Annotated in this window: 14 protein-coding genes; 5 read left to right on the top strand and 9 right to left on the bottom strand. The window is 62.6% G+C overall.

Going from position 1 to position 14976, the window contains the following annotated elements:
* Positions 1-80: 80 nt before the first annotated feature.
* Positions 81-548: a GNAT family N-acetyltransferase gene (locus AACY31_RS05480; RefSeq protein ID WP_339481794.1), complete on the bottom strand. Its 468-nt coding sequence runs from the start codon at positions 546-548 to the stop codon at positions 81-83.
* A 420-nt stretch (positions 549-968) separates the two neighbouring features.
* Between AACY31_RS05480 and AACY31_RS05475 the strand changes: the two genes are divergently transcribed.
* The 4 genes from AACY31_RS05475 to AACY31_RS05460 all read left to right on the top strand — a co-directional run bounded on the left by AACY31_RS05475 (position 969) and on the right by AACY31_RS05460 (position 3363).
* On the top strand, positions 969-1241 hold the full coding sequence (locus AACY31_RS05475; protein WP_339481796.1) for a CopG family ribbon-helix-helix protein: 273 nt from the start codon (positions 969-971) through the stop codon (positions 1239-1241).
* Positions 1241-1516, top strand: coding sequence for a type II toxin-antitoxin system RelE/ParE family toxin (locus AACY31_RS05470; RefSeq protein WP_339481798.1), 276 nt, complete (start codon positions 1241-1243; stop codon positions 1514-1516). The genes AACY31_RS05475 and AACY31_RS05470 overlap by 1 nt, the downstream gene beginning before the upstream one ends.
* 63 nt (positions 1517-1579) lie before the next feature.
* On the top strand, positions 1580-2689 hold the full coding sequence (locus AACY31_RS05465) for an NAD(P)/FAD-dependent oxidoreductase (protein WP_339504073.1): 1110 nt from the start codon (positions 1580-1582) through the stop codon (positions 2687-2689).
* A 197-nt stretch (positions 2690-2886) separates the two neighbouring features.
* Positions 2887-3363 carry a hemerythrin domain-containing protein gene (locus AACY31_RS05460; RefSeq protein WP_339481802.1) on the top strand — a complete coding sequence of 159 codons (477 nt, stop codon included), beginning with the start codon at positions 2887-2889 and terminating at the stop codon, positions 3361-3363.
* Positions 3364-3419: 56 nt separating this feature from the next.
* Here the strand turns inward: AACY31_RS05460 and AACY31_RS05455 are convergent, their stop codons facing one another.
* From AACY31_RS05455 to AACY31_RS05425, 7 genes are all read right to left on the bottom strand, one after another.
* Positions 3420-4298 (bottom strand): LysR family transcriptional regulator, encoded by an 879-nt coding sequence (locus tag AACY31_RS05455; RefSeq protein ID WP_339481804.1) that lies wholly within the window; start codon positions 4296-4298, stop codon positions 3420-3422.
* A 239-nt stretch (positions 4299-4537) separates the two neighbouring features.
* Positions 4538-5167, bottom strand: coding sequence for an isochorismate family cysteine hydrolase YcaC (gene ycaC, locus AACY31_RS05450; RefSeq protein WP_339481805.1), 630 nt, complete (start codon positions 5165-5167; stop codon positions 4538-4540).
* Between the two features lie 147 nt (positions 5168-5314).
* Positions 5315-7153: an amidohydrolase gene (locus AACY31_RS05445; RefSeq protein WP_339481806.1), complete on the bottom strand. Its 1839-nt coding sequence runs from the start codon at positions 7151-7153 to the stop codon at positions 5315-5317.
* A gap of 158 nt (positions 7154-7311) precedes the next feature.
* Positions 7312-7938, bottom strand: a complete 627-nt coding sequence (locus tag AACY31_RS05440; RefSeq protein ID WP_339481807.1) for an antibiotic biosynthesis monooxygenase — start codon at positions 7936-7938, stop codon at positions 7312-7314.
* Positions 7931-8344: a DoxX family protein gene (locus AACY31_RS05435; protein WP_339481808.1), complete on the bottom strand. Its 414-nt coding sequence runs from the start codon at positions 8342-8344 to the stop codon at positions 7931-7933. The genes AACY31_RS05440 and AACY31_RS05435 overlap by 8 nt, the downstream gene beginning before the upstream one ends.
* Positions 8341-9288 (bottom strand): LysR family transcriptional regulator, encoded by a 948-nt coding sequence (locus tag AACY31_RS05430; protein ID WP_339481809.1) that lies wholly within the window; start codon positions 9286-9288, stop codon positions 8341-8343. Before AACY31_RS05430 ends, AACY31_RS05435 begins: the two co-directional genes overlap by 4 nt.
* A gap of 130 nt (positions 9289-9418) precedes the next feature.
* Positions 9419-10240 carry an alpha/beta fold hydrolase gene (locus AACY31_RS05425; RefSeq protein WP_339481810.1) on the bottom strand — a complete coding sequence of 274 codons (822 nt, stop codon included), beginning with the start codon at positions 10238-10240 and terminating at the stop codon, positions 9419-9421.
* A gap of 408 nt (positions 10241-10648) precedes the next feature.
* On the opposite strand from AACY31_RS05425, the gene AACY31_RS05420 reads away from it, so the two are divergent.
* Positions 10649-13453 carry an ATP-binding protein gene (locus AACY31_RS05420; RefSeq protein WP_339504070.1) on the top strand — a complete coding sequence of 935 codons (2805 nt, stop codon included), beginning with the start codon at positions 10649-10651 and terminating at the stop codon, positions 13451-13453.
* Here the strand turns inward: AACY31_RS05420 and AACY31_RS05415 are convergent.
* Positions 13400-14890, bottom strand: coding sequence for an ATP-binding protein (locus tag AACY31_RS05415; protein WP_339504068.1), 1491 nt, complete (start codon positions 14888-14890; stop codon positions 13400-13402). The genes AACY31_RS05420 and AACY31_RS05415 overlap by 54 nt on opposite strands.
* Positions 14891-14976: the final 86 nt, after the last annotated feature.

Below are 14976 nucleotides of genomic sequence, written 5' to 3'. Positions count from 1 at the left end.
GTTTGGGGCATGATGGGTTTTCAGAACCCCGTGATCGCAGCCTTTCTTGCTCCAGTTCTTATGCGATCAATCAAACTTGCCTATAAAAGCCTCTTCACCATGGGAACACATGCCAGTTGAAGCCCCGAAGGGGATTGGTAAATCGCAGGCGCCTCACCCACGAAACCGCAGCGTCGGTAAAAGTCAGCCGCATTCAAAGTCGCATCAAGCTTGACTTCCTCCAGGCCCAACTCCCGCGCCAGGCATTCGAGGTAATCCAGGACTCTCCTACCGATACCTCGCTGCATAAAGTCAGGATGCACAAAGATCGCGCCGATTTCGCTGTTCTCCAGGTCAAGCATTCCTGTCGCCACCGCCTCTCCATCAATACAACCCAGATAGAAGTGCTTCTCCATCAGCGTGTCATAGCCATCCTCGGCCGCACCAGCTGTCCAGGCTAATAGCTGCGCCTGGGTATAGGCGCCGATGCATTGATGCCGGATCGCTAGAAGGCGAATGTCGAATGCTGTCTGGGAATCGCTGTGGCTGGCTCGTCTAATCTCGAACATTTCATTCTCCGTCAGCCATGTTCGGACGGAGAACTGAAAAGCCCCGTCCATCTCTGGCGGGGCTTGGGGGTAACACGTCAAATTCTATGCACGCATGACCTCATGGCCCGCCAGAGGCGGTCATGGAGGTACACATCATGTTCATTCGGCGTATGTAAATCATGGTCGGATAGTGCTGAGGATGGCCAGACAAGTCAATCTCGAGGCGGCTTTGCGGAACCTGCGCATGTTCCGACATGCTTTTGAGTATCCGGAGCTGTTACGAACGGAGTGCTTGACGCTTCACCATTATTCAATATGATTAATTCTTAATCATTTCGCTGAATATAGATTCGGTATTATTCACCGATAGTAAGTAGCCCCGGAAGCGGTTGCTCAGAAGACTGGCTTGTACTGCCAATTGCCTAAGAGAAATCCACCATGACAACCACCGCGAAAACCCGGTCGGTCACAGCTCACGTCCCGGTGCACCTGGCCGAAAAAGTCGACCTGATGGCCGAGCGCCTTGAGCGCTCCAGGAACTGGATCGTCAAACAAGCGCTATCTGCCTGGATCGAGCAGGAGGAGGAGCGAAGCCGCCTGACCCATGAGGCCTTGGCCGATGTTGACGCTGGCCGAGTGATTGACCACCAGGCTGTCCAGGCTTGGGCCGATAGTCTCAGCAACGACGCCCCGTTGCCGGTACCGCGCTGATGGAGTTGAAGTGGACCAGCAAGGCGCTTTCCGACATTGCTCAACTTTATGAATTTCTGGCGTCGGTGAATCAACCCGCGGCCGCGCGAACAGTGCAACAACTCACGGCCGCGCCAACCTCTCTGCTGGCTAACCCGCGCATTGGTGAACGCCTGGAAGAGTTCGAACCTCGAGACGTACGCAGAATCCAAGTGGGGCGCTACGAAATGCGCTATGAAATAGCCGGTTCCACCCTTTTCCTGCTACGCCTGTGGCACACACGTGAGGATCGATGACTTGGGCTCGAGCGGACTGACTGCCGTCACGCAGAATCTTTTTTTATTCGACGTCCGGCAGGGATGAGCGTCGATATCGAATGCGTGGTGGTCGGCGCAGGCGTCGTTGGCCTTGCCGTGGCACGGAAAATGGCCCGAGCCGGTCATGAAGTGCTGCTGATCGAAGCCGCCGAAGCCATCGGCATGGGCATCAGTTCGCGCAACTCCGAAGTCATCCACGCGGGCATCTATTATCCGTCGGGCAGTCTCAAGGCGCAGCTGTGCGTCGAAGGCCGGCACCGGCTGTACACCTATTGTGAAAGCCATGGCGTCGCCACCCGCCGGCTCGGCAAGTTGATCGTTGCCACGGATCAGGCGCAGGTGGCCGGACTCGAAACACTGCTCGAGCGGGGCTTGATGAACGGCGTGGACGACCTGCGCCTGCTCGACCACGAACAGGCGCAGGCTTTGGAACCGGCCCTGGCCTGTGTCGCCGCGCTGTATTCGCCTTCCACCGGTATCGTCGATTCCCATGCTCTGATGCTGGCCTTGCTGGGTGACGCCGAAGCGGCCGGGGCGGACATTGTTTTCCACACGCCTTTACTGGGCTCTCGCGTCATCACTGGGGGCTTCATGCTGGAATTGGGCGGCACGGCGCAGATGACCCTGTCCTGTCGCCTGCTGATCAACGCCGCCGGCCTCCAGGCGCCCGCCCTCGCCCGCTGCATCGAAGGCCTGGAGATGCAATCGGTGCCCGAGGACTTTTTGTGCAAGGGCAACTACTTCAGCCTCACCGGGCGGGCACCGTTCCGGCACTTGGTCTATCCCGCCCCGGAAGCCGCCGGCCTGGGCATCCACATGACGCTGGACCTGGCCGGCCAGGCGCGTTTCGGGCCGGACACCGAGTGGGTCGAGTCCGAGGACTACCGAGTGGATCCGGCCCGGGCCGAAGCGTTTTACCCGGCGATCCGCAATTATTGGCCGGGCCTGCCGGACCAGAGCCTGCAACCGGCCTACAGCGGCATCCGCCCGAAGATCTCTGCCCCCGGCGAACCGGCCCGCGACTTTGTCATCAGCAGCGAGGCCGAACACCGGGTGCCAGGGTTGATCAACCTGCTCGGGATCGAATCGCCAGGGCTGACGTCCTGCCTGGCAATCGCCAGTCGGGTCCGACAACAGATCGAAAGTCTCTAGTCACCCGCGCAAAGTGCAACGCGTTTTGCACCCCGCTCATGCAGCCTGCACGACGCCGGACATTATTAGCGTCTCAACTGATTGTTTTTAAAGGGTTTTAAATCGATCCCCGGCTGGCACAGCTGATGCAATTCAGCACCTACGCGGCGTCGGCGCTTGAAGCCTGCCCGCATCCGTGTATTGCCGAGGAGCTACTTATGAATGCCATCGATCTGCTGAAAGCCGACCACGAACGCGTCAAAGCCATCCTGACTCAACTGAGCGAGTCGACCGAACGCGCCGTGAAAAAACGCACCGACCTGTTGGCGAAACTGGAAATGGAAATTTCCATTCACACCCGCCTGGAAGAAGAAATTCTGTATCCGGCTTTCAAGCAGGCCGGTGGCAAGGACGAGGCCGAAATGTATTACGAGGCCAAGGAAGAACACCGTACCGTCGACTCGCTGGTGCTGCCGGACCTGAAAGCCACCGATCCAACCCAGCCAGAATTCGCCGGCCGGGTGAAAGTGGTCAAGGAACTGCTTGAGCACCACATCGAGGAAGAAGAAAAGGAAATGTTCCCCCACGCGAAAAAACTGCTGGGCAAGGCAAAACTGGACACCTTGGGTGCAGACATGGAAACCATGAAAGCGCAGTACAAGAAAGAACTGAGCAGCGCCAACCTCGCCGCCTGATCAAAGCGCCGTAGCGGCTTCAGCCGTCATGTGACGGCTGAAGGCGTTGCGGCGCTTTATTGCATTTGTTCACGCAAGAATTCCACCAATGCCTGCACCGGGCGTGCACTTTGGCGATGCTGTGGATACACCGCCGACAGCGCCAGCGGTTCGGTCTCGAAGCCTTCAAGGACCTTGATCAGCCGCCCATCCTTCAAGGCATCGCCGAGGATGAAAGCGGGCAGATAGGTGATGCCCATGCCGGCAATGGCCGCATCCCTGAGCAAATCCCCGTTATTAGCGCGCATGCGCCCCGTGACCTCCAGGGTCAACGGTTTGCTGGCCCCCACGAAACGCCACTGCACCTGACGGCTGTGACCATAGGGCAAGCAGTCGTGATTGCGCAGGTCTTCAGGCCGCGCGGGTGTGCCTTTTTGCGCCAGGTAGCTGGGACTGGCGCAGTACACCCGCTCGATGGTCGCGATGCGCCGGGCAATCAGCGTCGAATCCTCCAGCACACCGATGCGCAGCGCCAGGTCGTAGCCCTCCCCCAGCAGGTCCACCGAGCGATCACTCAGGTCCACCTCGACGCTGACGCCCGGATAGCGTTGCAGAAACAGCGGAAGCAGACTGCCCAGGTGCGCCACGGCGAAGGACAGCGGTGCGCTGAGGCGAAGGGTGCCGCGGGGCTCGCTGGTCTGGCCGCTGATACCCTGCTCCACCTGTTCGACGTCATTGAGCAGGCGCAGCGCCGCCTCGTAATAGCGCTGGCCCAGGGGGGTGACGTCCAGCCGCCGGGTCGAGCGATTGAGCAGGCGCACACCCAGGCGTTGTTCCAGTTCCATCAGCTTGCGGCTGACAAACTGCTTGGACAGCCCCAGTTTTTCCGCCGCAGCGGTGAAACTGCCCGACTCCATGACCTGGGCAAAGATGCGCATTTCTTCGAAGGGGTTCATTGTCATTCCTGGGGTGGACAGTCAGGCGTTTCTGTCGGCCATTGTGGTTGAGCTAAGACAGATTTGGAAGGTGTGGAATGTGCCACCGTCATCGCGAGCAAGCTTTGCTCCCACATTGGATCTGTGGGAAAAACGGTGGGAGCAAAGCTTGCTCGCGATAGCGGTGGCACAACTTGCGAGGCGTTAATGCCAAACACGAAAACGCCCGCACAAGGCGGGCGTCGTTCAGCATGAACCGCTTACTTGGCCGTCAGCGCCGAGTAGCTGTTCATCAGGTTTCGGTAGTTCGGAATGCGCTGGGACAGCAGGTTGCCCAGGCCTTCGATGTCGTTGCGCCAGTCGCGGTGCAGCTCACAGGCCACCGAGAACCAGTTCATCATCTGCGCGCCGGCAGCGGTCATGCGGACCCAGGCGGCCTGTTGCACGGTTTCGTTGAACGTGCCCGAAGCGTCGGTCACCACGAACACGTCAAAACCTTCAGCCAGCGCCGACAGGGTCGGGAACGCCACGCAGACATCGGTGACCACGCCGGCGATGATCAGTTGCTTGCGGCCGGTGGCCTTGATCGCCTTGACGAAATCTTCGTTGTCCCAGGCATTGATCTGGCCTGGACGCGGGATGTAAGGCGCATCCGGGAACATTTCCTTGAGTTCCGGCACGATCGGGCCGTTGGGGCCTTGTTCGAAGCTGGTGGTCAGGATGGTCGGCAGTTCGAAGAACTTCGCCAGATCGGCCAAGGCCAGCACATTGTTCTTGAACTCGTTAGGCGAGAAGTCCTGGACCAGGGAAATCAGGCCGGTCTGGTGATCGACCAGCAGGACGACCGCGTCGTCTTTGTTCAGACGGTTGTAGGTGGGAACGTTGCTCATGGGATGACTCCTTTGGGATGGATGTATTGAAAACCAATGTGGGAGCGAGCCTGCTCGCGATGACGGTGTGTCAGCTTGCGGCGATGTCGGATGTGCCGACGCTTTCGCGAGCAGGCTCGCTCCCACAGGGGAGAAACGGTGCGTTAGTCAGAAGGCAAAGCAGGAACAGCCAAACGCGCCCCAGAACCCCTGGAAGTCGCTGACCGGGACGTTCGACAGTCGCGCCCGTTCATGGCTATGAGAATGCACCGTGCACGGACCGCTGCACTGGTGGACCTGGGCCTGCAACGGTGACGTCGGGCGCCAGTGGCCAGGGACCTTGACCACCGGCGACCAGTCGGGCAGTACCGGGACACTGGCCGGTCCGAGTTTTTCGAAGTCGCCGGCGGCGTACACCACCTTGCCATCGACCACGGTCAGCACCGACTCGATCCACTTGATGGCTTCTTCCTCGACGCTGAAAAAGTCCGCGCTCAGGGCCGCCAGGTCTGCCAGTTGGCCAACCTTGATCAACCCCTTCTTGCCCTGCTCCGACGAGAACCAGGCACTGCCGTGGGTGAATAATTCCAACGCGGTCAGGCGCGGCAGGCCTTCTTCGTGCAACGACAGGCCACCGACGGTGCGACCGCTGACCATCCAGTACAAGGAGGTCCAGGGGTTGTAGCTGGAGACGCGGGTGGCGTCGGTGCCGGCGCCCACCGGCACGCCTTCGGCGAGCATGCGCTTGATCGGCGGCGTGGCTTCGGCGGCCTTGGCGCCGTAGCGATCGACGAAGTATTCACCCTGGAAAGCCATGCGATCCTGGATCGCAATCCCGCCGCCCAGCGCCCGCACACGCTCGATGTTCTTCGGTGTGATGGTCTCGGCGTGATCGAAGAACCAAGGCAGGCCGTTGAATGGGATGTCGCGGTTAACCTTCTCGAACACGTCGAGCATGCGGCTGATGGACTCGTCATAGGTGGCATGCAGACGGAACGGCCAGCGCTGCTCCACCAGGTGCCGGACCACCGGCTCCAGGTCCTGCTCCATGCCCGGCGGCAGGTCCGGACGCGGCTCCAGGAAGTCCTCGAAATCCGCTGCCGAGAACACCAGCATTTCCCCGGCGCCGTTGTGCCGCAGGAAATCATCGCCCTGGTGCAACTTGACGCTGCCGGTCCAGTTCTTGAAGTCGCTGAGTTCTTCCTTGGGCTTCTGGGTGAACAGGTTGTAGGCGATGCGCACCGTCAACTGCTGCTCGCGGGCCAACTGCTCGATGACCGCGTAGTCGTCCGGGTAGTTCTGGAAGCCGCCACCGGCATCGATGGCACTGGTCAGGCCCAGGCGATTGAGTTCACGCATGAATTGGCGGGTGGAGTTGACCTGGTATTCCAGCGGCAGCTTTGGTCCCTTGGCCAGCGTCGAGTAAAGGATCATCGCGTTGGGCCGCGCCACCAGCATGCCGGTGGGCTCGCCCTTGCTGTCACGCACGATCTCGCCACCCGGCGGGTTCGGCGTGTCACGGGTGTAGCCGGCCACCCGCAGCGCGGCACGGTTGAGCAAGGCACGGTCATACAGGTGCAACACAAACACTGGCGTATCGGGAGCCGCCTGGTTGAGTTCTTCCAGGGTCGGCATGCGTTTTTCGGCGAACTGGAATTCGTTCCAGCCCCCCACCACGCGCACCCATTGTGGCGTTGGCGTGCGGTCGGCCTGGTCCTTGAGCATGCGCAAGGCATCGGCCAGGGACGGCACGCCCTCCCAGCGCAGCTCCAGGTTGTAGTTCAGGCCGCCGCGGATCAGGTGCAAGTGCGAGTCGTTGAGCCCGGGGATGACGGTGCGGCCCTTGAGGTCGATGACCTGGGTGCCGCTGCCACGCAAGGCCATGGCCTCGGCGTCGGTGCCGACCGCGACAAAGCGCCCCTGGCTGATAGCGACCGCGCTGGCGCGGGGCTTTTCACGGTCGACGGTATGGAACTGGCCATTGAACAGAATCAGATCGGCGTTCATCGGTTTTTCCTTCAACAATGGATATGCGGACAAATCCGTGGCGAGGGAGCTTGCTCCCGCTGGGCTGCGAAACGGCCCCCAAAAAGAGCGGACGCTACGCGTCCAGCGGGAGCAAGCTCCCTCGCCACACAGTGCTTGTCACAAAAGTTCGGCGCTGCTTAGGGCTCCAGGTGTTCATGGGCCTTGGACGCTTCCAGCCACGGCGCGAACAGCCGGGTCGCCAGCGGCATGCACACGTACACCACCGAGAGCACGATGGTTACGGTGATCAGAAACGTGGCGACCACGTAGTTGGACAGAAACGCGTTGAGTTGCAGCAACGGGCCCCAGATCAGCGGCACCAGCAAGGTATGCGGCAGGATGACCAGCAGCGTCACCACCGATTGTTTCCAGCGCGGCGGTGGCGTGGCGGCATCGGCCAGCGGGGCGAACCAGAACTCCTTGTGGGAACCGACCTCAATCTGATCGCCGTCGGCCAACAGTGGCGCGGCCTCGGTCACTAATTCGCGCCGCTCGGGGGAGTCCAGCCAGCGCTGCATGGCCTCGGTGGAGCGAAAACGCAGCACGCAAGTAAACAGCGACAACCCATCCAGCTTGCCCCGGACCACATCGACGCCCAGGTGCCCCGGCCACTGACCGGCCACAGTCACGATGCGCCGCAACCAGGCCTCGTAGGCATCGTTCTGTCCAACCTTGATCCGGTGCTTGACCACCAAGGTGACGATTTCATCGAAACCGGGCACTGCCGGGCTTGCGGTGGATTCCAGAGCTTTGGATTCAGACATGACGAAGCACTCCATCAAAACGCGTGTTCAGCACCAGGCGTCCAGGGCCGGCAATGAACACGCTGGTAAATACAATCAGCAGCAACCAGCCAAACTGGCCTTCTTCCAGGCTCCACTGCGGGTGCACCACCAGCAGCGCCACGGCCAGCAGAAACAGGATCGGCAGGCACGCCAGGCGCACCAGCACACCGGCCATGATCAGCAGCGGACACAGCACCTCGGCGAAAATCGCCAGGATCAGGGTCGGCGCCGCGCCCAAGTGAAACGGGTCTTCGATGCGGCTCAGCTCGATGCTGTAGTGCAACAGCTTCGGCAGCCCATGGACCCACAGCAGGAACAGCCCGCCGCTCAGGCGCAGGAACAACAAGCCCAGGTCCTGCAACGGGCGCTCATCGGTCAGGCTCATCGGTGGGCTCCGTCCGGGGCGGCCGAGGCAGCGGCCGGCAATGGTTGGGACATATGGCTGGCAATGCGCGAGCGCAGCCAGCGCTCGGCCGGGTCGTTGTCATGCACACCGCTCCAGACCATCGACAGTTCCGCGGCATTGATCTCGAACGGCGGGTCCTCGGCGCGCAGCGCGCAGCCTTCCACCAGCGCGCAGGCGGCATAGTCGGGCACGGTGGCGATCAACTCGGTGCCGGCCAGCAAGGCCCGCAGCCCACTGAATTGCGGCACCGCCAGCACCACTTTGCGGGTCCGGCCGATGCGGGCCAGGTCCAGGTCGATGTTGCCGCTCAGGTCGCCCGAGAACGAGACCATGGCGTGGGGCCGCGAACAGTATTCATCCAGGGTCAAGGGCCCCGGGCGCTTATCGCCACGCAAGACTTTGCAAGGAATGTCCCGCAGTTTCTTGCGCTTGGCATTGGCCGGCAGATCGGTGGTGTAGCTGACTCCGACGCTGATTTCACCACTGGCCAGCAGCGACGACATCAGCAGGAAGTTGGCCCGGCGCACCACCACGATGATCCCCGGCGCTTCATCGCGCAGTTGGCTCAGCAGCGGTGGAAACAGGCCGAACTCGGCATCGTCGGACAGACCGATGCGAAACACGTCGCAACTGGTGGACGGATCGAACGCCTTGGCCCGGCTGACCGCGCCAGAGATGGTGTCCATGGCCGGTTGCAGCTCTTGCAGGATCGCCAGGGCCCGCGGCGTCGGCTCCATGCCGCGACCGTGGCGGATCAGCAACGGATCATCGAACAGATCCCGCAACCGCCCCAGCGCCGCGCTCACCGCCGGCTGGCCCATGAACAGCTTTTCGGCGACGCGGGTCAGGTTTTTCTCGAACATCAGCGCCTCGAAGATCACCAGCAGGTTCATGTCGAGACGGCGTAAATCATTGCGGTTCATGGGTGTGAGGTCCCGTTTTAACTGTGGGAGCGAGCCTGCTCGCGATGGCGGTGGGTCAGCTTGCATTCATATCTACTGTCCTGACGCCTTCGCGAGCAGGCTCGCTCCCACAGGTCTTAGCTTGCTTGCGTCAACCCTGGATGAACGCCAGCAGGTCCGCGTTCAGGCGGTCCTTGTGGGTGTCGGTCAGGCCGTGAGGTGCGCCGGGGTAGACCAGCAACTGCGAGTTCTTGAGCAATTTGGCGGCAGCGATGCCAGCTGTTTCGATGGGGACCACCTGATCGTCATCGCCATGGACCACCAGGGTCGGCACGTCGATATTGCGCAGGTCTTCGGAAAGATCGGTCTCCGAGAACGCCTTGATGCAGTCGTAGGTGTTCTTGTGGCCGGCGACCATGCCCTGCATCCAGAACCAGTCGATCATGCCTTGGGACACCTTGGCGCCCGGGCGGTTGGCACCGAAAAATGCGCTGGCCACGTCTTTGTATAGCTGAGAACGGTCGGCCAGGGAGGCCTGGCGGAAGCCGTCGAAGACTTCCACCGGCAAACCGCCGGGGTTGGCCGGGGTCTTGAGCATCAGCGGCGTCACCGCCGAAATCAGCCCGAGCTTGGCGACACGGCCAGCGCCATGGCGGCCGATATAGCGCGCCACTTCGCCACCGCCGGTGGAGAAGCCGAGCAACACCGCGTCCTTCAAGTCCAGGCGCTCGATCAGCTCGGCCAGGTCATCGGCGTAGGTGTCCATGTCGTTGCCGTCCCAAGGCTGGCTGGAGCGCCCGTGCCCACGGCGGTCATGGGCGACCACCCGGTAGCCATTGGACGCCAGGAACATCATCTGCGCCTCCCAACTGTCCGAGTTCAACGGCCAGCCGTGGCTGAAGACCACCGGTTGACCACTGCCCCAATCCTTGTAGTAAATCTCGGTGCCGTCGCGGGTGATGAAAGTGCTCATGACATGACTCCTTGAGGTGGGTGGATCGCTTTATGGTCCGGCCAAGGGGGGCACCTGCGTGAGTTAAACGTTGTTAATTTTTTCGGGACGGCGGTGTTAAAACCCCGCTTGTGTGGCGAGAAAGCTTGCTCCCGCCGGGCTCCCCCCGTAAGAGCTGCGTAGGAGCTGTCGAGTGCAACGAGGCTGCGATCTTTCCCCAGCCACTTGAATCTCAAGCGAAAAATCAAAAGATCAAAAGATCGCAGGCTTCGCCAGCGCCTACAGAAGCCCAGCGGGAGCAAGCTCCCTCGCCACAGGTTCGGCGTCTGGAAGGCTGGGCGTAGAGCCTGCGCCGTTGCGCTTGACACAAAACCTGAGGAATATGCTCGGGTAAAGCCCAGGCACCGGGTCCAGAACATTGAGAGCAACATGAGCCAATACCTCAGCCTGCCCGTTGAACAGACGGTGCATTTCGGCCCTTACCGAGTCCACCCTCGCCAGCGCCTCGTGCTCGAGGGCGAGCAACCGTTGCGCCTGGGACGGCGGGCCGTGGAGATTCTGCTGGTGTTGCTCGAACACGCCGGCGAGGTGGTGAGCAAGCAGCAATTGATCGCCCGGGTCTGGCCCAGGAGCGTGGTGGAAGACACCAACCTGCGCGTGCATGTCGCGGCACTGCGTAAAGCCCTCGGGGATGGCCAGGCCGGGCAACGCTACATCGTCACCGTGGCGCAGCGCGGTTACAGTTTTGTCGCGCCGCTGTCATTCGAACCGCTCGAACAATGGGCGCGCATCCCTCATCCGTCTTTGACGCGCAACCTGCCGCTGCAGCGCACGCGTATGATCGGACGCCAGGCCCTGCTGGAAAACCTGGTGGCCCAACTACCGCGAAAACGCTTCATTACCCTGGTCGGTACCGGCGGCATCGGCAAGACCACCGTTGCCCTGCGGGTCGCTGAACGGCTGATCGGCCATTACCGTGACGGCACTCATCTGCTGGACCTGGCATCGCTCAACGACGCGGCCATGGTCGCCCCCAACCTGTGCGCGTTGCTCGACCTGCCACTGCAGGACGGTGATCCGCTGGACGCCATCGCCCGGCAGCTCAAGGAGCGGCATCTTCTGCTGGTGATCGACAACTGCGAGCACCTGATCGACGCCGTCGCCCAGCTCAGCGAAGCCCTGCTGCGCGGCGCCCCCCACCTGCACATCCTGGCCACCAGCCGCGAAGGCCTGCGCGCCGAAGGCGAACACATGCAGCGCCTGGATGCCCTGGCGTTCCCGCCCCGGGAAATGCCCATCGAGGGCTATCCCGCCCTGCAATACCCGGCGCTGCAACTGTTTGCCGAGCGCGCGCTGGCCAGTCGTGACGACTTCGAACTGAGCGACCACGACGTGCCGTTGGTGATCGACATCTGCCAACGGCTCGACGGCATTCCCCTGGCCATCGAGCTGGCTGCCGCGCAAATCGGCCGTTTCACCCTGGAGGAACTTCACCGGCAACTGCAAGACAGCGTCGCCCTGCTTCACAACGACACCGACGCCGCACCGCGCCAGCAAACCCTGCGCGCCACCCTGGACTGGAGCTTCGCGTTGCTCACGGCCTGCGAGCAGACTTGCCTGCGGCGGCTGGCGGTGTTCATGGGCAGTTTCAACCTGGCCTCGGCCGCTGCGGTGATCGTCGGCCAGCATGTCGCGCCCGACCAGGTGCTGGTGTCGGTCAGCCAGTTGGTCGCCAAATCGCTGCTCAATGTAGAAATCGGCGATGAAGAGGTGCGCTATCGCCTACTGGACACCACCCGCCGCCATGCCTTGGAGCAACTGGCCGAAGCCGGGGAACTGGCGGCCAGCCAGGAACGCCACGCCGAGCGCTGCCTGGCGCTCATGGGACAAGCGCAAAGCGATTGGGAAAGCACCCCCAGCCGACTGTGGATCGCCCGCTACGCCGACTATCGCGATGACATCCGCGCGGCGCTCAACCGAGGCTTGGGCCCGCAGGGTTCACACGCCGTAGCGATCCGCCTGACCGCCCGCACCCTGCCTCTCTGGCAGGAGCTGTCGTTGCTCAAGGAACACGGCCTCTACGTCAACAAAGCGCTGCAATTGTTGCGAGCCAGCCCCGCGCCATGCCCACGCTTGACCCTGGCCCTGGAGCTGGCCCACGCCAGTTTCAACTACCACACCGAGGGCGGCACGCCGGCCACCGTGCGGGCCTTTGCCACGGCCCGGCAACTGGCCCGGCAATGCCAGGACCTGGCCGGCGAACTGCGGGCCGTGTCCGGGCAAATGACCGTCGACCTCAGTTGCGGCGACTACCAACAAGCCCTGGCACACAGCCGGGATTTCGACCGGTTGGGCTTGCAGGGCGACCCGACCCTGTCCTTGAGCACCCAACGCCTGCGGGTGCTGGCGTTGCACTTCACCGGCGACCAGGGCGCGGCGCGGCGCGAAGCCGAACAGGTGATCCAGCGCCTGGCCCAGAGCGGTCACCTCAGCCGCTTCAGCCTCGGCTTCGGCGTGCAATACGATCAGAGCGTGGCCTCGCTGACGGTTCTGGCGCGCATCCTCTGGCTGCAAGGTTTTGCCGAGAAAGCCCGACGCACCGCCAACCTGGCGCTGCAGATCGCCGTGCAGATCAACCACGGTATTTCGATCTGCTACACCTTGGCGCTGGCCGGTTGCGTGATCGCCCACTACAACGGCGATTACCCCAGCGCCCGGGAAAGGCTCGACCTGTTGAAGCAGCAGGCCAAGAAACATTCGGTGATGCTGTTCCATGACTGGGCTTGCCATTACGACTGCGCATTTGATGGCCAGCCCCTGGCAACCCGCCCGACAAACGGCTTGGTCCAGGACATCGCCGTCACCCTGCGCAGCGACTTCGTCAGCCCGGCGCAAATCGAACGGGCGCGCAGCGGCGCCGCAGGCTGGTGTTCGGCGGAGATCCTGCGGGCCGACGCCGAGACCTTACTGGCCCGGAACGAACCGTCTCTTGAGCAAGCAGCCGAGGCGCAACTGCTGAGCGCCCTGGCCGTGGCCCGTCGTCACCAGGCCCTGGCCTGGGAACTGCGCAGCGCCACGTCCTTGGCCCGGTTGTGGCAACGCCAGGGGCAGGCGCATGCCGCGCAGGCACTGCTTGAGCCCATCTATCGACGTTTCACCGAAGGTTTCGAGAGCCCCGACCTATTGGAAGCCGGCGCGCTGCTCCAGGCGCTGCCCCAACGGTTGGAGCCTTGAACGCCGGACTCCCCAAGCGCCTTGCAGCACGTGACGTCGATGAAACACAGGCCACTGACCACTGCGGCGCAGTTTATCCATGGCAAAGGCGCGAGTGGTGTGGAGCAGATGGAAGCGCCCCCCTTCGGCAAGCGGCTCGACCATCAGCAGTGACACGTCCACAAGCCGTGACAGCAGCGAGGGTAATTGCCCGACACTCAGTTCAGCGCAACTGATCACGGCCAGCGCCGCCTTGAGCGTAAATGGCCCCTCGAACACCGCCAGACGCTGGAATACGGTTTGTTCGTCAGTGCTCAAACGCTCAAAACTCGAGTCCAGAACCGCCTCCAGGCTGCGGTGCCGGGCTACCGCCGTACGCCGCCCGTGGCTCAAGAGTGATAAACCGTAATCCAGTTGCTCCAGGACCCCGGCCACTCCCAAGGCGTCAACCTGGGCCGCTGCCAGTTCCAACGCCAGCGGCAATCCGTCCAGACGCTGGCAGATCTGTGCAAGCGTCGGCCAATCGTGGCCACCCGGTTTGAAACCCTCCTGCCGGGCGCCAACGCGCTCGATCAGCAAATGCACCGCCGGACAGGCCTCGATCTGGTGCGCAGGTTCCAGGGGCGACGCCACGGCCAGGCCCGGCAGTGACACCACCCTTTCATCCGGCACGTCCAAAGGTGCGCGACTGCTGAGCAGCAGAGACACCCCGGGTGCCGCCGCAGCCACTGCCTGGACCAGTTCCCGACAAGCATCGAGCACGTGCTCACAACCGTCGAGCACCAGCAACATCCGACAGGGTTCGAGGCAGCGGGCCAAAGCACCCTGCTCCACGCCTAGCACACCGGCCACTTGCGCCACCACTTCCGAGGAGTCGGTGACGGCCGCCAGGTCAACGAACCAGGCACCGTCCTCAAAGTGTTCGAGCAGCAACTCCGCCCCCCGCAATACCACAGTGGTCTTGCCGACCCCGCCGGGGCCGGTCACGGTGGTCACAGCTTGACGGGGTACTTGCGCCAATAACCGCCCCAGGACTTTGTCGCGACCCACCACCGGACTCAACCGCATGGGCAGGTTGTGCCGCTCGGTTGGGTGACTGAAAGGCGAGCCAACGCGCTCTTGCACCGCCAGGGGCACCGCAAGGCAATAGCCTTGTCGAGGATGATTGAGGATATAGCGAGCGCCATCGCGCCCGTCACCGAAGGCCCGGCGCAGCGCCGCGATGTGCACCCGCAGGTTGATGGCCTCCACGACGCTGTCAGGCCAGACGTGGGCGATGAGTGTTTGCTTGCTGACGTAGTGGCCGGCGTGTTCCGCCAGCACCTGCAGGACATCCAAGGCGCGGCCGCCCAGCGCCAGGGGCTGGCCGTCACGGGTGACCAGCCGCTGCTGCCGGTAGAAGGCAAACGGACCGAAGCCCACCGCCGGCTCGCTATCAGGTTTGACGAAACTGTTCATGGGCGATCCAGCGCCGGATAACCGGTCTGGGCGTCAGCGTGCGGATCACCGAACACGTCTGCCCTGGCTCCTGCGCATCCTTTCCA

This window comes from Pseudomonas sp. RL_105y_Pfl2_101, assembly GCF_963970585.1.
Classification (GTDB): Bacteria; Pseudomonadota; Gammaproteobacteria; order Pseudomonadales; family Pseudomonadaceae; genus Aquipseudomonas.
The sequence above is the reverse complement of the archived record's forward strand: the minus strand, read 5'-3'. Positions and strand labels throughout refer to the sequence as shown.